This window comes from Janthinobacterium sp. GW823-FHT01H08, from assembly GCF_058797855.1.
This window is the reverse complement of the sequence record NZ_CM179504.1, coordinates 5,858,868-5,879,532: the sequence shown is the minus strand read 5'-3', so window position 1 is coordinate 5,879,532 and position 20,665 is coordinate 5,858,868. Positions and strand designations below refer to the sequence as shown.

The 20,665-nt window shown below is 64.5% G+C and carries 24 protein-coding genes; 13 read left to right on the top strand and 11 right to left on the bottom strand.

All coding sequences use genetic code 11. The features are described from left to right. Window positions 1–5: 5 nt before the first annotated feature. The 4 genes from AC3RCG_RS26415 to gcvA form a co-directional block, all read right to left on the bottom strand. Window positions 6–851, bottom strand: a complete 846-nt coding sequence (locus tag AC3RCG_RS26415; protein WP_070220493.1) for an undecaprenyl-diphosphate phosphatase — start codon at window positions 849–851, stop codon at window positions 6–8. 155 nt (window positions 852–1,006) lie between these two features. Beyond that, window positions 1,007–2,155, bottom strand: coding sequence for an MFS transporter (locus tag AC3RCG_RS26410; RefSeq protein WP_492402192.1), 1,149 nt, complete (start codon window positions 2,153–2,155; stop codon window positions 1,007–1,009). Window positions 2,156–2,187: 32 nt separating this feature from the next. Further along, on the bottom strand, window positions 2,188–2,958 hold the full coding sequence (locus AC3RCG_RS26405) for a DeoR/GlpR family DNA-binding transcription regulator (RefSeq protein WP_492402193.1): 771 nt from the start codon (window positions 2,956–2,958) through the stop codon (window positions 2,188–2,190). A 97-nt stretch (window positions 2,959–3,055) separates the two neighbouring features. Further along, window positions 3,056–3,988 (bottom strand): transcriptional regulator GcvA, encoded by a 933-nt coding sequence (gene gcvA / locus AC3RCG_RS26400; RefSeq protein ID WP_121670571.1) that lies wholly within the window; start codon window positions 3,986–3,988, stop codon window positions 3,056–3,058. Between the two features lie 224 nt (window positions 3,989–4,212). On the opposite strand from gcvA, the gene AC3RCG_RS26395 reads away from it, so the two are divergent. From AC3RCG_RS26395 to AC3RCG_RS26370, 6 genes are read left to right on the top strand one after another with little or no spacing between them, the layout of a single operon-like run. Continuing rightward, window positions 4,213–4,986, top strand: coding sequence for an SDR family NAD(P)-dependent oxidoreductase (locus AC3RCG_RS26395; RefSeq protein ID WP_492402194.1), 774 nt, complete (start codon window positions 4,213–4,215; stop codon window positions 4,984–4,986). A gap of 60 nt (window positions 4,987–5,046) precedes the next feature. Next, window positions 5,047–5,328: a hypothetical protein gene (locus tag AC3RCG_RS26390; RefSeq protein WP_070220486.1), complete on the top strand. Its 282-nt coding sequence runs from the start codon at window positions 5,047–5,049 to the stop codon at window positions 5,326–5,328. A gap of 51 nt (window positions 5,329–5,379) precedes the next feature. Then, the gene (locus tag AC3RCG_RS26385) at window positions 5,380–5,724 is read left to right on the top strand and encodes a carboxymuconolactone decarboxylase family protein (protein WP_070220483.1); all 345 of its coding nucleotides are present in this window, start codon (window positions 5,380–5,382) and stop codon (window positions 5,722–5,724) included. Window positions 5,725–5,759: 35 nt separating this feature from the next. Continuing rightward, window positions 5,760–6,470, top strand: a complete 711-nt coding sequence (locus tag AC3RCG_RS26380; protein WP_492402195.1) for a cupin domain-containing protein — start codon at window positions 5,760–5,762, stop codon at window positions 6,468–6,470. Next, window positions 6,431–7,543 carry a flavin monoamine oxidase family protein gene (locus AC3RCG_RS26375; protein ID WP_492402196.1) on the top strand — a complete coding sequence of 371 codons (1,113 nt, stop codon included), beginning with the start codon at window positions 6,431–6,433 and terminating at the stop codon, window positions 7,541–7,543. The genes AC3RCG_RS26380 and AC3RCG_RS26375 overlap by 40 nt, the downstream gene beginning before the upstream one ends. A 26-nt stretch (window positions 7,544–7,569) precedes the next feature. Continuing rightward, window positions 7,570–8,598: an alcohol dehydrogenase gene (locus AC3RCG_RS26370; protein WP_492402197.1), complete on the top strand. Its 1,029-nt coding sequence runs from the start codon at window positions 7,570–7,572 to the stop codon at window positions 8,596–8,598. Window positions 8,599–8,607: 9 nt separating this feature from the next. On the opposite strand, the gene AC3RCG_RS26365 is transcribed toward AC3RCG_RS26370, so the two are convergent. Both AC3RCG_RS26365 and AC3RCG_RS26360 read right to left on the bottom strand, forming a co-directional pair. Beyond that, window positions 8,608–8,868: a YkgJ family cysteine cluster protein gene (locus tag AC3RCG_RS26365; RefSeq protein WP_070220477.1), complete on the bottom strand. Its 261-nt coding sequence runs from the start codon at window positions 8,866–8,868 to the stop codon at window positions 8,608–8,610. A gap of 137 nt (window positions 8,869–9,005) precedes the next feature. After that, on the bottom strand, window positions 9,006–9,875 hold the full coding sequence (locus AC3RCG_RS26360) for a head GIN domain-containing protein (protein ID WP_492402198.1): 870 nt from the start codon (window positions 9,873–9,875) through the stop codon (window positions 9,006–9,008). A 321-nt stretch (window positions 9,876–10,196) separates the two neighbouring features. Here AC3RCG_RS26360 and AC3RCG_RS26355 point away from each other — a divergent pair, with 321 nt between their 5' ends. The 4 genes from AC3RCG_RS26355 (at window position 10,197) to AC3RCG_RS26340 (ending at window position 13,492) form a co-directional block, all read left to right on the top strand. Next, a complete protein-coding gene (locus tag AC3RCG_RS26355) occupies window positions 10,197–10,847 on the top strand; it encodes a TetR/AcrR family transcriptional regulator (protein ID WP_326459767.1) in 651 nt (216 codons plus the stop codon). 170 nt (window positions 10,848–11,017) lie between these two features. After that, the gene (locus AC3RCG_RS26350; RefSeq protein ID WP_230501791.1) at window positions 11,018–11,668 is read left to right on the top strand and encodes a protein-L-isoaspartate O-methyltransferase family protein; all 651 of its coding nucleotides are present in this window, start codon (window positions 11,018–11,020) and stop codon (window positions 11,666–11,668) included. Between the two features lie 13 nt (window positions 11,669–11,681). Next, complete coding sequence (locus tag AC3RCG_RS26345; RefSeq protein ID WP_034788759.1) at window positions 11,682–12,005, top strand: rhodanese-like domain-containing protein; 324 nt, start codon at window positions 11,682–11,684, stop codon at window positions 12,003–12,005. A 146-nt stretch (window positions 12,006–12,151) separates the two neighbouring features. Further along, window positions 12,152–13,492, top strand: coding sequence for a TolC family outer membrane protein (locus AC3RCG_RS26340; protein WP_070220470.1), 1,341 nt, complete (start codon window positions 12,152–12,154; stop codon window positions 13,490–13,492). A gap of 68 nt (window positions 13,493–13,560) precedes the next feature. Here the strand turns inward: AC3RCG_RS26340 and AC3RCG_RS26335 are convergent, their stop codons facing one another. Further along, window positions 13,561–14,028: a DMT family transporter gene (locus AC3RCG_RS26335; protein ID WP_492402199.1), complete on the bottom strand. Its 468-nt coding sequence runs from the start codon at window positions 14,026–14,028 to the stop codon at window positions 13,561–13,563. A gap of 93 nt (window positions 14,029–14,121) precedes the next feature. Between AC3RCG_RS26335 and AC3RCG_RS26330 the strand changes: the two genes are divergently transcribed. Then, entirely contained in the window at window positions 14,122–15,027 is a 906-nt protein-coding gene (locus tag AC3RCG_RS26330) for a LysR substrate-binding domain-containing protein (protein ID WP_492402201.1), read from the top strand. Between the two features lie 4 nt (window positions 15,028–15,031). Here AC3RCG_RS26330 and gloA read toward each other — a convergent pair whose 3' ends face one another. The 4 genes from gloA to AC3RCG_RS26310 all read right to left on the bottom strand — a co-directional run bounded on the left by gloA (window position 15,032) and on the right by AC3RCG_RS26310 (window position 17,706). Further along, on the bottom strand, window positions 15,032–15,439 hold the full coding sequence (gloA, locus tag AC3RCG_RS26325) for a lactoylglutathione lyase (RefSeq protein WP_070311709.1): 408 nt from the start codon (window positions 15,437–15,439) through the stop codon (window positions 15,032–15,034). 114 nt (window positions 15,440–15,553) lie between these two features. Then, complete coding sequence (locus AC3RCG_RS26320; protein ID WP_070220462.1) at window positions 15,554–15,976, bottom strand: OsmC family protein; 423 nt, start codon at window positions 15,974–15,976, stop codon at window positions 15,554–15,556. A 101-nt stretch (window positions 15,977–16,077) separates the two neighbouring features. Beyond that, a complete protein-coding gene (locus AC3RCG_RS26315; protein ID WP_492402202.1) occupies window positions 16,078–17,388 on the bottom strand; it encodes a PQQ-dependent sugar dehydrogenase in 1,311 nt (436 codons plus the stop codon). Window positions 17,389–17,439: 51 nt separating this feature from the next. Beyond that, a complete protein-coding gene (locus tag AC3RCG_RS26310) occupies window positions 17,440–17,706 on the bottom strand; it encodes a hypothetical protein (RefSeq protein ID WP_492402203.1) in 267 nt (88 codons plus the stop codon). Window positions 17,707–17,969: 263 nt separating this feature from the next. Here AC3RCG_RS26310 and AC3RCG_RS26305 point away from each other — a divergent pair, with 263 nt between their 5' ends. Together AC3RCG_RS26305 and recN are read left to right on the top strand one after the other, a co-directional pair. Further along, window positions 17,970–18,941, top strand: a complete 972-nt coding sequence (locus AC3RCG_RS26305) for an NAD kinase (protein WP_227742053.1) — start codon at window positions 17,970–17,972, stop codon at window positions 18,939–18,941. Between the two features lie 47 nt (window positions 18,942–18,988). Beyond that, complete coding sequence (gene recN, locus AC3RCG_RS26300) at window positions 18,989–20,656, top strand: DNA repair protein RecN (protein WP_070220456.1); 1,668 nt, start codon at window positions 18,989–18,991, stop codon at window positions 20,654–20,656. Window positions 20,657–20,665 lie beyond the last annotated feature (9 nt).

Below are 20,665 nucleotides of genomic sequence, written 5' to 3'. Positions count from 1 at the left end.
GTGCCTTATTCTGCCCAAACAACCCAGCCGTAGTGGGCGCTGGCCAACACCAGCAAGCCGAACACAATGCGGTACCAGGCAAAAAACGTGAAGTCGTGCGAGCTGATATAGCGCAGCAGCCAGCGCACGCACAGGAAGGCGGAAATGAAGGCGGCCACGGTGCCCAGGCCGAACAGGGGCACGTCGGTGGCCGACAGGATGTCGCGCGCTTTATACAGAGAATAGGCGGTGGCCGCCAGCAGGGTGGGGATGGCCAGGAAGAACGAGAATTCGGTAGCCGTCTTGCGCGACAGTCCCAGCAGCATGCCGCCGATGATGGTCGAGCCGGAACGGCTGGTGCCGGGAATCAGCGCGAACGCCTGCGCGCAGCCCACTTTCAATGCGTCGAACGGCGTCATTTCGTCGACCGAGTTGACGCGCACGGTGACGGGATTGGTGCGCGCGCGACGCTCCACCAGCAGAATCACGATGCCGCCGATGATGAAGGCCATGGCGACCGGAACGGGCTTGAACAGCGCATGCTTGATCATCTTGCCGATAGCCAGTCCGATGACCGCCAGTGGCAGGAAGGCGATGGCCACGTTCAGCACGAACTTGCGCGACTTCGCTTCGCTGCCGAAGGTAGACAGCACGCTGCCGATGCGCTGGCGGTATTCCCAGCACACGGCCAGGATGGCGCCGGCCTGGATGGCGATCTCGAAGACATCCATGACTTCTTTCGAGACATCCTTGGTAAAGTCGAGCAGGCTGCCGGCCAGGATCAGATGTCCCGTGGACGAAATCGGCAAGAATTCGGTAAAACCTTCGACCAGCCCCATGATGATGGCTTTTAGCGCAAGAATGAGATCCATAGATGTATACAAGGGTGTAATTGACAGGATGGGGTGTGTGCGTGGCGCCCGCAATGTGCGCGGGGTCGAAGCTTACCATGCCGCAGGCCCGTCGAGCCGATTTGGGCGCTGTCGGGCGGCGCTTTTTTAGCATCGTCCGACAGGCAGAAGGAGGATCAGGAACGTTGTTTGGCCGGCGCCACCAGGCGCGCGCTGGCCGCCACCAGCAGCAGGGCGGCGCCCAGCATGGCGAAGGCGATATTCAGGCTGGTGGCGTGCGCCACGAAGCCGATCACGGCCGGACCGGCCAGGATGCCCGCATAGCCGATGGTGGTGATGGCCGCCACCGCCAGGCTGGCCGGCATGGCATGTTGCTGGCCCGCCGCCGTGAACAGGATGGGCACGATGTTCGCCGCGCCCAGGCCGATCAGCACGAAGCCGGCCATGGCCAGACTGGCATGCGGCGCCACCACGGCCAGGAAGAAGCCTGCCGCCGCGCACAGACCGCCGAAAGTGAGCACCCGCTTGCCGCCAAAGCGTGTGACCACCTTGTCGCCCGTGAAGCGGCCCACCGTCATGGCGATGGCGAAGGCGGCGTAGCCGAGACCGCCCTTGGCTTCTTCCACGCCGCGCGTGGTGGTCAGGAACAGGGCGCTCCAGTCGAGAATCGCGCCTTCGGCCAGGAAGACGATAAAGCACAGCAGACCGATGAAAATGACGGCGCCATGCGGCATGACGAACAGCGGCGTCTTTTCGCCGGAGGCGGACGCCGTCGGCAGCAGATGGCCTTGCGCCGCGCCCAGCACGCCGCACAGCAGCAGCATCACCACCGCGCAGGACCAGGCCGGCGTCAGTCCCAGCCACAACAGCAGGGCCATGCAGGCCGCGCCGGCAAAGCCGCCCACGCTGAACAGCGCGTGAAAACCCGACATCATGGCGCCGCCGTTGGCTTTTTCGATGATCACGGCCTGGATATTGATGGCCACGTCGAAGGTGCCCATGGCCGCGCCGAACACCAGCAGCACCAGGCCCAGTTGCAGCGGCGTGGCGGCCAGCGCCAGGCCGGGCAGGATGGCGGTCAGCAGCAGGCCGGCGCCGACGATGACCTTGCGGCAGCCGAAGCGGGCCGTGAGCATGCCCGTAAACGGCATCGCGCACAGCGAGCCGGCGCCCAGGCACAGCAGCAAAATGCCGAGCGTCGCTTCATCGAGGCCCAGGCGCGCCTTGGCGTAGGGAACCAGGGGGGCCCAGGCGGCCATGCCGAGGCCGGCGGCGAAGAAGACCAGGCGCGTGGCGCGTTGTTGCAGGGTGCCGGTGAGATGCATGGGGGAGCTTTTCAAGAGTCGGGGTGGATAAGTCAGGCGTGGGCGCGCAACACTTGCACGCCCAGCCGTTCAAAGGCAGCCGCGTGCACGGCATCGGCATCGGCTTCGAGCACCAGGTGCTGCAGCAAGCCCGTGGCCAGTACGCCGAAAGGCGCGGCCGTGCCCAGCTTGTCGCTGGTGACGGCCACGACGACCGCCTTGCTGGCGCCGGCGATGCTGCGCTTGAACTCGGCCTCGTCATAGTTGAACGCCGTCACGCCCGCGTCCGCGTCGGCGCCGCAGGCACCGAGGAAGCACAGGTCGGGATGCATGCGCTCGACCGTGCGCAGCGCTTGCGGACCCAGGCTGGCACCGGCGCGGCGGTCGACCCGGCCGCCAGCCATGATCAGCTCGATTTCGGGACGCTCCATCAGGACCATGGCGATGGACGGCGCATTGGTGATGACAGTGAGCGCCAACTGCGGCAAGGCGCCGGCGATGGCAAGGTTGGTCGAGCCCGCATCGAGAAACAGCACCTGGCCCGTGCGCACGAGGGACACGGCGGCCTGCGCCAGGCGCGCCTTGCGTTCCGGCGCTTCCTGTTTGCGCTGCGTCAAGGTGCCGCCATCGGGCGCCAGCGGCAGGGCGCCGCCATACACGCGCTGGCACAGGCCGGCCGCCGCCATCTCGCGCAGATCGCGCCGTATCGTGTCTTCGGACACGTCGAGCTGGCGCGCCAGGTCCAGCGCCAGCACACGGCCGTCGGCATGCAATTGTTGCTGGATCAGCGCGTGGCGTTGTTTGAGGAGCAGAGTGGCGGACATGGATTTTAATTAAAACGTGCAGGAATGCGCATGAATATACGCAAACGTGCAGACGCGGTCAATGCTTATCTGCGCGTCACGGCGGCCAACGGCTGGCTTACCGTGCAACCGCGGCGGCCTGCTTGCCTGCCTCTTCCAGCAGCCAGCCGCGAAAGGTCGCCAGGCGCGGCAGGCCTGCGGACTCCGGCCGGTAGACCACGTAGTAGGCCAGCGGCGAAAGAAAAGTCATCGCGCCGCACAGGCGTACCAGCCGCCCGGAGGCGATATCGTCATGCGCCATCACGCTGCGCGCCAGCGCCACGCCATGGCCCTCGGCCGCCGCCTGCAGCACCGCCGCCGAATTGTTGATCTTCATGCCGCGCGAGGCGGCGCTATCGCGCACGCCCGCCTTCTGCAGCCACGCTTCCCACGTTGGAAAATCGCCATGGCCATCCATCGACAGGTCGTGAATCAGCGTTTGCCGCGCCAGGTCGGCCGGCTGCCGCAATGGCGCATGCTGTTGCAGAAACGCGGGCGAACACACGGGATAGACTTCTTCATCCATCAATTTGTCGGCGCTCAGTCCCGGCCAGTTGCCGGTGCCGTAGCGCACGCCGATATCGATGCGTTGCGAGACGAAATCGACGGGCTTCAGACTGGTATCGAGCCGCACGTCGGTTTCCGGGCAGACCGATTGAAAGCGTTCAATCCGTGGCAACAGCCACTTGGCGGCGAAGGCGGGACTGACGGTCACCGTCAGCACCCCGTTGAGCGAACCTTCCTTGAGCCTTTCCAGACCCAGCAGCAAGCGGTCAAAGCCGGCGCGCAAATCCGGCAGCGCGCGCTCCGCGGCCTGCGTCGCCACCAGCCGCGTCTTGCCCGCCGTGTGCCGATGGAACAGCGGCGCGCCCAGCCAGTCTTCCAGGTTGCGCACCAACTGGCCCACGGCAGCGGGGCTGACGTTGAGTTCAGCGGCGGCGGCTGAAAAGCTCTGGTGGCGGGCGCTGGCTTCGAATGCCCGCAAGGCGTTCAGATGGATCGGTGTCTTCATGATTTTCTTCCATGGTGTCGCGTGATTATGCGTCTCTGCGTGGCTATTTTAGTCACTCCGCAGCCGTGCCACTAAAGATTTTCTTTCAATGACTGATATTTAATCTGGTTTGTTCCCGTTCCCCGCCAAGCGCAGAATGCATTGCATCGCGGCAGTACACAACTGCCCGGAAGTTTTTCTTCAACAGCGCCTGCCTGGACGGCGGGCATAGGAAAGGAATGAAAATGAGCAAGCAATTCGAAGGCAAGAAACTGCTGGTCGTGGGTGGCACCAGCGGCATGGGTCTGGCGACGGCACGCGTGGTGCTGGAGCAAGGCGGCAGCACCGTGATCGTCGGCCACCGCGCAGAGAAAACCGAAGAGGCGCGCAAGGCATTGTCGGCGCTCGGCACGGTGTGGGCGGTGACCGCCGACCTGTCGAGCGACGCGGGCCTGGCCGCGCTGCTCAAAACGCTGGACGAACAGCATGCGGACATCGATCTGCTGGTCAACGCGGCAGGCGTGTTCTTCCCCAAACCGTTCCTCGAACACGGCGCCGCCGACTACGACCAGTATATGAATCTCAACAAGGCCTTGTTCTTCATCACGCAAAAGGTGGCCGCGCACCTGGTCGCCGGCGGACGCCCTGGGTCTATCGTCAACATCGGCTCGATGTGGGGCAAGCAGGCGATCGCCGCCACGCCATCGTCGGCGTATTCGATGGCCAAGGCCGGCCTGCACTCGCTGACCCAGCATCTGGCGATGGAACTGGCATCGAAGCAGATTCGCGTCAACGCCGTCTCGCCAGCCGTCGTGCAGACGCCGATCTACGAAGGTTTTATTCCGAAGGCGGAGGTCCATGAGGCGCTGCAGGGCTTCAACGGTTTCCACCCGATCGGCCGCGTGGGCACGCCGCTGGACGTGGCGGAAGTGGTGGCGTTTCTGCTGTCCGACAAGGCCGCCTGGGTGACCGGCGCGGTGTGGGACGTCGATGGCGGCGTGATGGCCGGCCGCAACTAAATACCTGGGGCAAGCCCGCCTTGCCCGCCTTTTCTTCACCTGATCATCAAGGAGCATCGCATGGCTTATCTGCAAATCACCCTCAAGATCGCCAACGCCAACCGCGCCGCGGCGGCTGGCGTCTATCAGCAGTACAAGGCGCCGTTCCTGGCCGGCATCGCGGGCGCGCAGTCGAAGCAATTGCTGATCCGCGAGGAAGACGTGCAAGTGCTGCATGGCTTCGACAGCGTGGGCAACGCCAATGCCTATCTGCAAAGCGCGCTGTTCAACAGCGACGTGGTGGTGGCGCTCACGCCGCTGCTGGACGCGGCGCCCGACGTGCGCATTTATACCGTGGCGTAAGCGGGCACCCGCCCGCTGCTACCTACTATTCCCTTTTTTGGAGCAACAATCATGATGCAAGACTGGAACACCTACCGCGACTCCCTGCTGGAAAAAGTCGGCGATTACGCCGCCCAGAGCCCCGACGTGATGCGCGGCGTGATGGCCATCGACGGCGCCGCCGCCAAGACCGGCCACCTGGCGCCGAAGATCCACGAACTGATCGCGCTGGCGGTGGCCATCACCACGCGTTGCGACGGCTGCATCTCGGTGCACACGAAGAAAGCGGTGGAAGCCGGTGCGACCCTGGAAGAAATTTCCGAAGCGCTCGGCGTGGCGATCGCGCTCAATACGGGCGCCGCGCTGACGTATTCGGCGCGCGTGATGGAAGCCTACCAACAGCTGCCGAAGCAGTAAGCGCTGGCCGTTTTTTTCAACTCTGGAAGTTTGTCATGCTGATCAATGCCGATTTTTCGCGCCCCGTCATCCTGGCGCCGCACCAGTACCGCTGGGTCGCGTCGCCGCAGGGCGGCGTCGAGCGCATCATGCTCGATCGCATCGGCGCCGAGCAAGCGCGCGCAACGAGCATCGTGCGCTATGCGCCCGAATCCTTCTTCCCGCCGCATCGACATCCGGGCGGCGAGGAAATCCTGGTCCTCGACGGCACGTTTTCCGAAGACGGCGTGGATTATCCCGCCGGCTGGTATTTGCGCAATCCGCCCGGCTCCAGCCACCGGCCGTCGAGCGGCGCGGGGGCGGTGATCTTCGTCAAGTTGCAGCAGATGCAGCCGCGCGAACAGCGCCACGTCCGCATCGACACCCGCGACCCCGCCAACTGGCGCGAGCAGCGGGGGCGGGCCGTCTGTCCGCTGTTCGACGATGCTGCCGAGCAGGTCAGCCTGCAGCGGCTGATGCCGCATGAAGCCTTGCTGGCCGAGGCAGGCGGCAGTCAGGAACTGCTGGTGCTCGAGGGCGAGGTGCGCGCACGCCAGCATGCCTGCGCGCCGCGCAGCTGGATGCGCCTGCCTGCCGGCACCTTGCCCGCCATCGTTGCCGGTGCGCAGGGAGCCACCGTTTACCTGAAAGTCCGGCATGTGGCGGACACGACTTTGAAAGGATCAGCATGCAACACGCACGCATCATCATTATCGGCGCCGGCCTGAGCGGCCTGTACGCGGCCCACTTGCTGGAGCGGCTGGGCGTGGCCAATGTCGTCGTGCTCGAAGCGCGCGATTTCATCGGCGGGCGTATCGCCGGCATGCAGGCAGCTGGCGGCAGCGACCGCTTCGACCTGGGCCCGGCCTGGTTCTGGCCCGAGCAGCAGTGCGCGCTGCACCAGCTGGTCGACGGGCTGGGGCTGCAGCGCTTCGCCCAGTACGACCAGGGCGACATGCTGTACCAGCGCGCCGCAGGGGAGGCGCCGGTGCGCATGCGCACGTACGCGAGCGCGCCGCCATCGATGCGCCTGATTGGCGGCATGAATGCGCTGACCGATGCCTTGCACGGCACCTTGCGCAGCACGCGCATCGTCACCGGACAACAGGTGCTGCGCCTGCGCCATGCGGCCGAGCACGTCGAAGTGGCGAGCGCGGATGCGGCGGGCGCCGTCACCGCGTGGCGCGCCGGCCACGTGCTGCTGGCATTGCCGCCGCGCCTAGCTGCCGCCGGTATCGCGTACGAGCCGGCCCTGCCTGCGGCGCTGGCGCGCGAGTGGACCGCCACCGCCACCTGGATGGCGCCCCATGCGAAGTACGTCGCCGTCTACGAACGGCCGTTCTGGCGCGAACAGGGCTTGTCCGGTTCGGCGCGCAGCCAGAGCGGGCCGCTGGGCGAGATCCATGATGCCTCGATGCCGGGCGGCAGCGCTGCCCTGTTTGGTTTCCTGGCCATGCCGGCACGCACGCGCCAGCGCCTGGACGATGGGGTCTTGCTGGCGCATTGCCGGGCCCAGCTGGTACGGCTGTTCGGCCCGCAAGCGGCCGCGCCGCGCACCGATGCCATCAAGGACTGGTCGCAGGATGCGCTGACCGCCACCGCCGCCGACCTCGACGCCGGCGGCGAGCACGGTCACGCCCCGGCAGCGGCGCCTGCGGCCGGTCCCTGGCAGGGCCGCCTGACGGCCATCGCCAGCGAATGGTCGCCGCGCTTTCCCGGCTATCTGGCCGGCGCGGTCGAGGCGGCCGCTCTGGGCGTGCAAGCCTGGCAAGCGGCGCAGCAGCGCCCGGCGATTCCGTGACTTAACTCAACGAAGGAGAAATGAAGATGAAAGCCACTTACCGCGCCATGCAAGTGAGCCGCCCCGGCGTGCTGGAACTGGTCGAGCGCGCCACGCCGCTGCCTGGCGTGGACGAAGTCTTGATCGCCGTCGAAGCCTGCGGCATCTGTGGCGCCGACAGCGCCGATATCGACGGCGCCGACCCGGCGCTGCAGCCGCCGCGCGTGCCCGGTCACGAGGTGGTCGGGCGCATCGTCGCGCTGGGCGAACACACGCCGGGCATCTGGCAAATCGGCCAGCGCGTCGGCGTCGGCCGTCTGGGCGGCCACTGCAACGCCTGCCCGCCCTGCCGCCAAGGCCGTTTCCAGTTATGTCAGGACCAGCCGTTCGTGGGCGCCAGCCGCGACGGCGGCTATGCCGAGATGATGCTGGCGCGCGCCACCGGCCTGGTATCCATTCCCGGGCAGCTTGATGCGGAAGAGGCGGCGCCCATCCTGTGCGCCGGACTCGCCACCTTCAATGCGCTCAAGAAGAGCGGGGCGCAGGCGGGCGATACGGTCGCCATCCTGGGCATCGGCGGCCTGGGGCATATGGCCTTGCAGTATGCGCGCCGCATGGGCTTCAAGGTGGTGGCGATCGGGCGCGGCGGCGATATTGCGCAGGACGCGCTGGAGCTGGGCGCGCACGTGTATGTCGACAGCCTGACCGAGGATGCGGCCGCCGTGCTGCAAGCGCATGGCGGGGCGCAGGCGGTCATCACCACCGTCTCCAGCGCGGCCGCCGTGACGGCGCTGATGGATGGCCTGGCGCCAGCCGGACGGCTGGTCGTGCTGGGCGCGGGCAAGGATCCGCTGCTCGTGTCTTCCGGTAAATTGGTGGTGGGCGAACGCGGCGTGCTCGGCTCGATCACCGGCACGCCGTATGACAATGAAAAGACGCTTGCTTTCAGCGTGCTGGCCGACGTGCGTCCGCGTATCGTAACCATGCCGCTGGAACGTGCGGCCGAAGCCTGTCAGCGCATGCAGTCCGGGGACGTCAAGTTCCGCATGGTGCTGACCATGTTGCCGAAGGCCTAGGCATTCTCTTCAAGTCTGCGGCGCCGTTGCCTGCTCCAGGTCGTCGAGCCAGCGTATCGCCTGTTCGCGGCTGGCGCCGCACATCTCTGCCGACGGCTGCAATCCTGCGCAGAACGCCGGCCGTTCCGGCTGTCCGAAAATGCGGCAGCGGCTATCGTCTCCCAGCTGCACGCAGCGGACGCCAGCGGGTTTCCCGTTCGGCATGCCCGGTATCGGACTGGTGATGGAGGGAGCGATGCAGCACGCTCCGCAGTGGTCGCGGCAGTTCATGGTTATTCTTTAGTGGACGACCAGCTTGCCATCCGGCTGCCAGGGAGCAGGCGCAGGACGGCATGGCGATGGCTGGAAAGGGATCAGGGGCCGACAGTATAGCAAGTCGGCGCGGCCTGCCGCTTCCCGCCGCTTGCCTAGCGCACGATGCTGACGCGCTTGCCCGACAGGGTGCGGCGGGCCGGATCGCCATGCACGGTGATGCGGCCGGAACCGCTGGCGCGGGCGTTGACTTCATTCTGGACGGTCACGTCGATGTCGCCGGAACCGTTGCTCGCCAGATAGGCAACGTCGCTGCGCAGGGCAGCCAGGTTGATGTCGCCCGAGCCATTCACGTTGGCGTCGAGACGCTGCACGGCGCCGCTGGCGCTGATGCTGCCCGAGCCGTTGACGGCCACGTTGACGCGTTCGCCGCGTACATTGCCCAGCTGTATGCTGCCCGAACCGTTTTGCACCGCGTCCGTGTTGCCGCTGGCGAGGGCGGCCGCGTTGATGCTGCCCGAGCCATTGTTGGCCACGTCGAAGCGTCCCACGGTGCCCGACAATTCGCTCTTCATCGAACCGCGCTGCTCCAGGCTGAAATCGTCGCCATTGAAACCGCTGGCCACCAGGCGGCCCGAGCCGGAAATGGTGATCTTCCTCAATTGCGGCGTTGTGTAGATGACGTGGATGCCATTGCTGCTGCGAATGTTCGTATCGCTCCAGATGCGCAGGGTATTGCCGCTCACTTCGCTATGGATGCGCGGCTGCAGATTGCTGTCCGCTTCGATCACCAGCGATGTTGCCGGCCCCACGCGCACGTCGATCTTGATATCGATGCGCTTCATGCTGTCGATCTCGAGCGTGGTGATGTTGCTGACCTGGCGCACGTCGCGGCTCACTTGCTCGTTGCCCTGGATGGCATTGCTACCCGAATCGGCATGGCGCACTTCGCCATCGTTGGGGTGGATGACGATGGCGCAACCGCCGAGGGCAAGGGCACAGCACAGGGCCAGCAAGATACGCATGGTGTTTCCTTTATGATTGTTTTAATGTGGGAAAAAGCCGGCTGCCGCGCCGCGGCTGCCGTGCCGTCGATGACAAGGTAGCAAATCCGACACGCTTGCTCAGTGGAAATGCGATGAACTGCGCAAAACGGGGGCTGAAACGCATTCTGCTTCTTTTGGCGCGACAGGTCCTGCGCCAGAGGAGGTGTCGCCAACGCCGGTACGGAGCGTACAATACCCGTGTTCGGCATGCTGGGCGGTGCCCCGCGTCGCCCGTGCTTGACCTTGCCCGTAGACAGGGCTACTATTAATGACTCAAAAGTAAGTTACTTGGAAAGACACATGCAAGCCCCGATTGATACCAAGCCCCGCTGGGAGCGGCGCAAGGATGCCCGCCCGCAGGAATTACTCGCTGCCGCCCTCGACCTGTTTGTCGAACGGGGCTTTGCATCGACGCGCCTGGAAGATGTGGCCAAGCGGGCGGGCGTGTCGAAAGGCACCCTGTACCTGTACTTTGAGAATAAACAAGAGCTGTTCAAGGCCGTCGTGCGCGACAATATCGTGCAGTCGATCGGCGAGGCGGAAGACAGCATGGCCGCTTCGGACAGTACCAGCGCCGAATTGTTGCGCAAGGTAATGATGCAGTGGTGGGAAGAGTTCGGCGCCACCAAACTGGCCGGTTTGACCAAGCTGATGCTGGCCGAAGCGAACAATTTCCCGGAACTGGCGCAGTTTTACAACGAAGAAGTCGTCGCGCGCGGCAATGGACTGATCGTCAGCCTGCTGGAACGGGGCATGCAGCGGGGCGAATTCCGCCAGATCGATCCCGTGCTGGTCAGCACCATCCTCAGCGCACCCGTCACCATGCTCATGATGTGGACGCACTCCTTCGTGCCGTGCGAGGTCAAGGATATCGATCCGCTCGCCTATATGGATGCCTTTATCGACATGAGCTTGCGCAGCCTGCAGGCGGAGGCACCCGGGAAAAGCTGATGCACCGGGCCTGGCTACTACCGTTCAGTTACCCCTTTTCCAAGGTTCGCCCCCCCAAATCTGCAGATCGTCGCAAATTTCCTCCATTCCCCGCCTTTATGGTTAACATGTGCTTTCAGCCAGTTCAACGATAAAATGGCGGATTATTACTTCACTTACCGAGTCCAAAGATGAATATCGAACAAGCCCGCTTCAATATGATCGAACAGCAGATCCGTCCATGGGACGTACTGGATATCGACGTGCTGGAGCTGTTGAACGTGGTCAAGCGTGAAAATTTCGTGCCGGCCGCCTATAAAAACCTGGCCTTCGTCGATACGGAAATTCCACTGGGCGGCGGCGAATGCATGTTCACGCCAAAGCTGGAAGCGCGTATTTTGCAAGACGTAGCCGTCAAGAAGCATGAAAATGTGCTGGAAATCGGCACCGGCAGCGGTTACATGGCCGCGTTGTTGGCGCACAAGGCGCGTCATGTGACGAGCGTGGAAATCGTTCCCCAATTGAAAGCCCTGGCCGAGCAGAACCTGGCCGCCAACGGCGTGACCAACGTGACCGTGGAACTGGGCGACGGCGCCCAGGGCTGGAGCAAGGGTGCACCCTACGACGTGATCGTCGTGTCCGGCGCCCTGGCCGTGCTGCCGGAAGCGCTGTTGCAACAAGTCAAAGTCGGTGGCCGCATCCTGGCCATCATCGGCGAAGCGCCGATCATGTCGGCGCACCTGATCACGCGCAGCTCGGACAAAGCCTATGACACGCGCAAGCTGTTTGAAACCAATGTCACGCCGCTGCAAGCCGTGGCACCGTCGCATTTCCAGTTCTGAGGCGACCGATTCGATGGAGCATTTGAGTGCACCGCAGCTGGCCGCCTGGCTGGCTGACCCTTCCCGCCCGCGTCCGTTCTTGCTGGACGTGCGGGAACAGTGGGAGTTCGACCTGTGCCACCTCGACGGTGCCACCTTGATGCAGATGAACTCGATTCCCGCGCGCATCGATGACCTCGATGAAGACGCCGAAATCGTCTGCATTTGCCATCACGGCATGCGCAGCATGCAAGTGGCGGCCTTCCTGGAGCGCAATGGTTTTGGCAAGATCAGTAATTTGACAGGCGGCGTGCATGCCTGGGCGCTGCAAGTCGACAGCGCCATGCCGAAATACTAAGTGAATTCGCAGTAGATGCACTTCCAGGCATGTTTTTCTGCATGCCTGCGGAGGCCTGTACCCCGCTCCTGCCGGCGCGGCCGCCAGGCAGGCTGTAACCGATTTTTGATTCCATCAACTTTTGACGACTCCAACGGAGAAATGCAATGCGGAAACCCCTTATCGCCGTGCTGATGACCAGCGCCTTTGTCTCGATGACATGCTCGCTGCAAGCGCAGGCGGCCGATCTCATCCAGGTGTACCAGCAGGCGCTGGCCAATGACGCGCAGTACGCCAGCGCGCGCGCGGCCCTGTCTGCCGGGATGGAGCGGGTTCCGCAGGGGCTGGCAGGCTTGCTGCCGCAAATCTCCGCCTCGGGCAGCAATACGCGCGGCAATCAGGAACAGATCATCCAGAACAATGGCGGCAACAAGATCACTTCGCCGTCCGTCAACGTCCGCGCGAACAGCTACAACCTGACCCTGGCGCAGCCGCTGTTCCGCTGGGACCGTTGGGAAACCTACCAGCAAAGCAAGCTGGCGCAGGCGATTGCCGAAGCGCAATTTGCGCAAGTCCAGCAAGACTTGATCACGCGCGTGGCGCAAGCGTATTTCGACGTGCTCAGCGCGCAGGACAACCTGGGCGCCACGCAGGCGCAAAAAGTGGCCACGACGGAGCAGCTGGCATCGGCCAAGCGCAACTTCGAAGTCGGCACGCAAACAATTACCGACACGCACGAAGCGCAAGCGGCCTATGACCTGGTGGTGGCGCAGGAATTTGCCGCCATCAATGACCTGGCCAACAAGCGCAGCGCCCTGCAAACCATCATCGGCGAAGCGCCGACGAGCCTGGCGCCGATGCGCGCGGGCGTGGTCATCAGCGCGCCGGAACCGGCCGCCATCGAGCCGTGGGTGAGCTCGGCGGAAGAGCAGAACTACAGCGTCGTCACGGCCCAGTTCAACGTGGAATCGGCCAAGCGTGACATCGGCCGCAACCGCGCCGGCCACTATCCGACCCTGGATCTGATCGCCAACACGGGCCATACTTACACTTCGGGTGGCGGGACCGGCAGCGGCAATAACAATAACGCCATCGGCGTGCAGTGGAGCATCCCCATCTTCAGCGGCTTTGCCGTGACGAGCAAGGTGCGCGAATCGATCGCACTGGAAAACAAGGCCCGCAACGACCTGGAAACGGCACGCCGCACGGCATCGCAAGGCGCGCGCCAGGCGTTCCTCGGCGTCAATAGCGGCCTGGCGCAAGTCAAGGCGCTGGAAGCGGCGGAAGTGTCGAGCAAGTCGGCGCTGGAGTCGAACCAGCTCGGCTATCAAGTGGGCGTGCGCATCAATATCGACGTCTTGAATGCGCAGAAACAATTGTTCTCGACGCAAAAAGACCTGTCGAAAGCCCGCTATGACACCATCATGAACGGCTTGCGCCTGAAGGCCGCCGCCGGCACCTTGAAGGAAACGGACTTGATGCCCGTCAACGCCTTGCTCGTCAAGTAAGCGCGCTCTGCTCTACATGAAAACCAGCCCCGGCAACGGCGCTGGTTTTTTTTCGCCTTGACGTGTGCTCACACGGCGCGGCTGTTGGCGAACTGGGTCAGCACGACACCGGCCACCACCAGGCCCGCGCCGGCCCAGTGCAGCGGAGAAATATGCTTGATGGCAAAACCCAGCAAGCCGTAGCGGTCGATGGCCAGCGCGGCCAGCATTTGCCCGCCGATGACGGCTGCCATGAAGGGGCCGGAACCCATGCGCGGCGCCAGCATCAGCGCGGCCGTAATATAAAACACGCCGGCCGCGCCACCGAGCCAGGACCAGCCCGGCCCGCGCATGGCGAGGTGCAAATCGGGCGCCGGCACGCGCCAGGCCAGCATCACGAGTGACGCGAGCACGGCGCTGACGGCCAGCGAGGCGATGGTGGCCCATAGCGGGTGGCCCAGATTGCGGCCCAGCGCGGCGTTCGCGCCCGCCTGGAAGGGGACGACGGCGCCGGCCAGCATGGCCAGCGGGGCAAACAAGGTGATCCATCCGTGCATGTGCGACTCCCTGCGTGTTGAGTTGATGGCGTCATCGTATTATGCTGTCATGATTAAATCCAATTCGTATTTTGTCATTAAACTATGCACCAAATGAATAATTTGCGCGCCGTCGATTTGAACTTGCTGGTAATCCTCGAAGCGCTGCTGAGCGAGCGCCATCTGTCGCGCGCGGCGGAACGCCTGCACATGAGCCAGCCTGCGGTCAGCCATGCGCTGGCGCGCCTGCGCCATCTGCTCGACGACCCGTTGCTGCTGCGCGGCAAAGGCGGTTTCCAGCCCACGGCGCGCGCCCTGGAATTGGCGCGGCCGCTGGCCGAAGCCCTGCAGAGCGTGCGCTCCGTGCTCGGTGGCGCCGTCTTCGAGGCGGCCACGGCGCAGCGCGTGTTTCGCCTGGCCATGTCGGATTACGGTGCGGCATTGATCTTGCCCGCTTTGCTGCGGCGTTTGCGCGTGGAAGCGCCCGGCATCGACGTGGCCGTCAGCTATGCCAGCCGTTCTGCCGTGGTGGCCGGCGTGCAGGATGGCGAGATCGATCTGGCGCTGGGCGTGTTCCCGCAACTGCCCGAGCAGTTGCACAGGGAAACCTTATTCGAGGAAACGTTCATGTGCGCGCTCGATCCGGCCAGCCTGGCGCCGGGCGAGAGCTTGAGCTTGCAGACCTATCTGGCGCGCCCCCATGTGCTGGTGGCGTCCGGCGAAGGCGGCATGGCGGCCGAAGTCGATGCAGCGCTGGCGCAACTGGGCCAGGCGCGCCGCATCGCTGTGCGCGTGCCGTACTGGACGGTCGCACCGGATGTCGTGATGGGGACGGATCTGATATTGACGGTGGCGCGGCGTGCCTTGCAGGGCATTGAGGCGCAGGGGCTGGCGCTGTGCTCCGCGCCGTTTGCCATCGCGCCGTTTGCGTTTGAAGCGATACGGCACCGCCGCACGGACGGCGATGCGGGGATCGCCTGGCTGCGTGCGGCCATTGCGTCGGCCGCCGAGCCAGGCTGAGGTGTTACAGGCCTCCGCCCTGGCCGTCGAACTTGCGCTCGATCAATTCGATCTTGTAGCCATCCGGGTCGGTGATGAAGGCGATGACCGTGTTGCCGCCCTTGACGGGGCCCGGTTCGCGCGTGACGTTGCCGCCGTTCGCGCGTGCCGCGTCGCAAGCGGCGACGATATCGTCGGCCGAGATGGCGATGTGGCCGTACGCCGTGCCCAGCTCGTAGCTGGTGGTGCCATAGTTATACGTCAGTTCCAGTTCCGCGTGGTCGGGATTCGAACCATAGCCGACGAAGGCCAGCGTGTACTGGTATTCCGGATTGTCGCTGGTGCGCAGCAGTTTCATGCCCAGGACGTTCGTGTAAAAGTCGATGGAGCGCTGCAGGTCGCCGACCCGTAACATGGTGTGCAAAATACGCATCGTAAATCCTTGAGGGTGAGAGGGGAATGGCAGGATTTTATGCGTTTTACGGCTTTCTTGCCGAGACCGCCCTTGCCGTCCGCTGATTGGACAGCAGCGGGCGGTCTGCCGGAATTACTCCAGACGGGCGTCCAGCGTGATTTCCGTGGCCAGCAGCTTCGATACGGGGCAGCCGAGCTTGGCGCGCAGGGCCGCGTCCTGGAACGCTTCGTCGGTGGCGCCGGGAATGGTGGCCACCAGGGTCAGGTGCACGGCCGTGATGGCATAGCTGCCATCGATTTTTTCCAGGCTGACGTCGGCTGTCGTTTTCAGGGCGGTGGCGCGCAATCCCGCCTCGCCAAGTTGGCCGGACAGGGCCATGGTGAAGCAGGCCGCGTGGGCCGCGCCGATCAGTTCTTCCGGATTGCTGCCGGGACCGTCTTCGAAGCGCGTGTTGAAACCATAAGCCACATTGTCGAGCGCGCCGCTTTGGGTGGAAATAAACCCTTTGCCATCCTTAAGGCCGCCACTCCAGACGGCTGATCCTGTTTTTTTCATGATGTACTCCTTGCGTGGTTCGAAGGTCCATCATGCGCGTGGCATCCTTGCCCTTCCGTTCGTTGCGCCACACAGGGGGCGCATGCACGGCGCCAATGTGTTCACGGCGCCGGCGTGACGCGCCAGATGACGTTGCCCACGTCGTCCGCCACCAGCAGCGCGCCCGCCTTGTCGACGGCCACGCCGACGGGGCGTCCCTGCGCCTTGCCATTGCCGTCGAGGAAGCCGCTGACGACGTCCTGCGGCGGCCCGCTGGGTACGCCATCGGCGAAGGGCACATAAATGACTTTATAGCCGCTGAAGGGCTTGCGGTTCCACGAGCCGTGCTGGCCGATGAAGGCGCCGCCCCGGTAGCGTTCCGGCAGCAGCGTGGCATCATAAAACGCCAGTCCCAGCGAGGCCGTATGCGCGCCCAGCGCGTAGTCAGGCGCGATGGCGGTGGCCACCAGCTCTGGGCGAGGCGGCTTGACCCGCGCGTCGACGTGCTGGCCGAAATAACTGTAGGGCCAGCCATAGAAGGCGCCATCCTTGACGGACGTCATGTAGTCGGGCACCAGGTCGTTGCCCAGCTCGTCGCGCTCATTGACGGCCGTCCACAGGGCGCCCGTCCTGGGCTGCCAGGCCAGGCCGACGGGGTTGCGCAAGCCCGTCGCATACACGCGGGCCTTGCCCGTGGCCCGCGTGAATTGCCAGATGGCGGCGCGGCCATCTTCGGCCGCCATGCCGTTTTCGCCCACGTTGCTGTTCGAACCGACGGCAACATAGAGAAATTTGCCGTCGGGGCTGGCGATGACGTTCTTGGTCCAGTGGTGATTGATGGGGCCGCCCGGCAAATCCATCACCTTGACGCCGGGCGCCGTGATGGCTGTCTGGCCTTCCTTGTAAGGAAAACGCATCAAGGCGTCGGCATTGGCGATGTACAGCTCGTTACCCACCAGGGCCATGCCGAACGGCGAGTTCAGTCCTTGCAGGAACACGCTGCGCGTCTGCGCCACGCCACTCGCGTCGACGCCGCGCAGCAGGGTGATGCGGTTGGCGCTGGGCGTGGCCGCGCCCGCCTTTTTCATCTGCATCTGCATGATGGCACCCTTGATGCCCTTGCTGTCGTCCGGCTTCGGCGGGGCGTTCGTTTCCGCCACGAGCACGTCGCCGTTCGGCAAGACGTACAGCCAGCGCGGATGGTCGAGGTCGCGCGCATACGCATGGATGGCCAGGCCCGCCGCGACAGCGGGGTGCTGCGCGGCCGTCCAGCGCTGCACGGGCGCCACATTCACGGTGGGAATTAGCTGCTTGTCCGGTGCGGGCAGGGTGGGCTGCGGGCCGAAGCCCACGGGCATGGCGGGCGCTTGGGCGTGGGCGAGATGGGCGCCGCAGGCAGCGGCCAGCAGGAAGGAACAGGCGTAACGGTGCATGGCGTACTCCGGAGCATGAACAGTGCGGGTAGCAGAGCGTGACCGTTGGAGTCAGCGCGCCTTCTTTGGTTCCAGTTGCGCGTCGGGACGGGCTTGCTGCGGCGCGGAGGGCTTGACCTTTTCCACGCCCGGCTGGGCGTGCAGGTCCGTATCGACCAGCCCTTGCTCCAGGTCGCTGGCCGCCTGCTGCATGATCTTGCGTGGGCGCACGTTCTGCGCATCGGGCGATTCGTCGCGCTCGTGCGGCAGACGGTCGATGCCGTCATTTTTGACCTTTTCATCGGTATTGATCTTGCGTTCGCTATGCTGGGTAACCATATGGCCTCCTGACAGAAGAATTGACGTGGGATCAGTGTCCTGCCGCAGCCAGGCTGCCTGCAAGCGGATTTGTCCATCCAGGGAGCGCTGGCGCACGCATGGATGATTCTTTTTCTGCGCTACACTGCGTGCAACACCAAGAACGCCCCTTGCGGGCACACGGCAGCCGCACTATACTGTGGATATATACAGTATCATGCGATGGCGGCGTGCGACGCGACAGCCTGGGGCGGCTTGCCACCGAATTTATTACCGAGATTTTTATGCCCGTCGATAACTACGCCGACCAGCGAGCCGAACAGCCAGCCGCGACCTTGCCAGCCCCGGGCGAGCGCTTCAACCTTGGCGCCAAGACCATTGCCCTGGTCGTGCGCCAGAATACGGATGGCATTGCCGAGCCCGTGAAAAGCATCGTCGATTTCCTGCAAGTGCTGGGCCACACGGTGGTCTTCGAGGCGGAGACGGCCGCGCACCTGAACCTGGCGTTTCCCGGCGTGCGCGCCATGTCGCCGGCCGAGATCGGCGCCGCCGCCGATTGCGCCATCGTCATGGGCGGCGACGGCACCATGCTCGGCATTGCGCGCCAGCTGGCGCCATTCGACGTCCCCTTGATCGGTATCAATCAGGGGCGCCTGGGTTTCATGACCGATATTCCGCTTGAGCGCATGCTGCCCGTGCTGGCGCAAATTCTCGGCGGCCGATTCAAGGCCGAGCGCCGCACTTTGCTCGAAGGCAGCGTGCTGCGCGACGGCGAGTCGATTCACGTGGGCATGGCCGTCAACGATGTCGTCGTCTCGCGCGGCGGCGGCGCCGGCATGGCCGAATTGCGCGTCGAGGTCGACGGTCACTTCATGTACAACCAGCGTTCGGATGGCTTGATCATTTCCACGCCCACGGGCTCGACCGCGTATTCGCTGTCGGCCGGCGGCCCGCTGCTGCATCCGACCCTGGGCGGCATCGTGCTCGTGCCGATCGCCCCGCATGCGCTGTCGAACCGCCCCATCGTCTTGCCCGATTCCAGCCAGATCGTCGTGGAAATCGTGCGCGGGCGCGATATCAGCGTCAATTTCGACATGCAGACCTTTGCCAGCCTGGTGCAGCAAGACCGCATCCTGATCCGCCGTTCGCCCCATACGATTACCTTCCTGCATCCGGAAGGGTGGAGCTACTACAACACCCTGCGTGAAAAACTGCACTGGAATGAGTACCCGTCGGGCGAGGGCAAGCTCAGCTAATAGTTTCTCCACCTCAACCCGCGGTGCGCCGCCTAACCACAGAAGCCATGCTCCATACACTGTCCATTCGCGATTTTGTCATTGTCGATACCATTGAACTGGAATTTTCCGCCGGCTTCAGCGTGCTGACGGGCGAGACGGGCGCCGGCAAGTCCATCCTCATCGATGCGCTGACTTTGGCGCTGGGCGGGCGCGGCGACGCCAGCGTGGTGCGCGAAGGCGCGGCCAAGGCCGACATCACAGCCGATTTTTCCGTCAGCGAAGTGGCGCAGGCCTGGCTGGTGGCGCATGAATTCGCCAACGACGATGGCGGCGCCCTGCTGCGCCGCGTGATCGACAATGCGGGCCGCTCGAAGGCGTATATCAACGGCATTCCCGCCACGGCCGCCCAGCTGCGCGAACTGGGCGACATGCTGGTCGACATCCACGGCCAGCACGCGCACCAGTCCTTGCTGAAAAGCGAAGCGCAGCGCGCCTTGCTCGACGGCCAGGCGACGGCGCGCGAAGCGGGCGCGGAGCAGGATGCGCGGCAAGTGGCGGCGCTGCACAAGCGCTGGCGCGCCCTCGTGCGTCAGCGCGAGGAATTCGAAACGAATGCCGCCAACGTGCTGTACGAGCGCGAACGCCTGGAATGGCAAGTGGGCGAACTGGAAAAGCTGGCCGCCAAGCCCGGCGAATGGACGGAGATCACGAACGAGCACAGCCGCCTGTCGCACGCGGCCAGCCTGCTGGAAGGGGCGCAGGAAGCCCTGGCGATCATTTCGGAACAGGAAGATCATCCGATCGTGTCGCAACTGTCGGCCCTGAACCAGAAGCTGGGCAAGCTCGTGTCCGTCGATGCGGAATTGCAGCCGATCGTCGACCTGATCGAGTCGTCGCGCATCCAGCTGCAGGAATCCGTGTACGCGCTGAACAATTACCTGGACCGCGTGGAACTGGATCCGGAGCGTCTGCACCAGCTCGACGCGCGCATGGAAGCCATGCACAGCACGGCCCGCAAATTCCGCGTCACGCCAGAAGAATTGCCGGAGGAACACGCCAAGCTGTCGGAAAAGCTGCAGCACCTGGCCGACGCTTCCGATATCGAGGGCTTGCTGCGCCAGGAAGCGAAGATCGAGGCCGAGTACCGCGCCGTGGCCGAGCGATTGTCCGCCACGCGCCGCGCCGCCGCCCTGGAGCTGGGGCAAGCCGTCACGCGCGCCATGCAGGAACTGAGCATGACGGGCGGCAGCTTCGAAATCGCCCTGCACCCGTGCGATCCGGCCGCCCATGGCCTCGAGCAAGTCGAGTTTCTCGTTGCAGGCCATGCGGGCACGGCGCCCCGTTCGCTGGCCAAGGTAGCGTCCGGCGGCGAACTGGCGCGTATCGCGCTGGCCATTTCCGTCATCACTTCGCACGCCACCACCACGCCGACCCTGATCTTCGACGAGGTCGACAGCGGCATCGGCGGCGCCGTCGCCGAAGTGGTCGGACGCTTATTAAAACGCCTGGGGCAGGGACGCCAAGTGCTGTGCGTGACCCACTTGCCGCAAGTGGCCAGCCAGGCCAATCAGCATTTCCAAGTGGCAAAAAGCACCCTGGACAACGGCAAGACGGCGTCGCGCATCGACATGCTCGACGCCAAGGCCAGGGTGGAAGAAGTGGCGCGCATGCTGGGCGGCCTGGAAATCACGGCCACCACGCGCAAGCATGCCCGCGAATTGCTGGCGATTTGAACGCAGGCT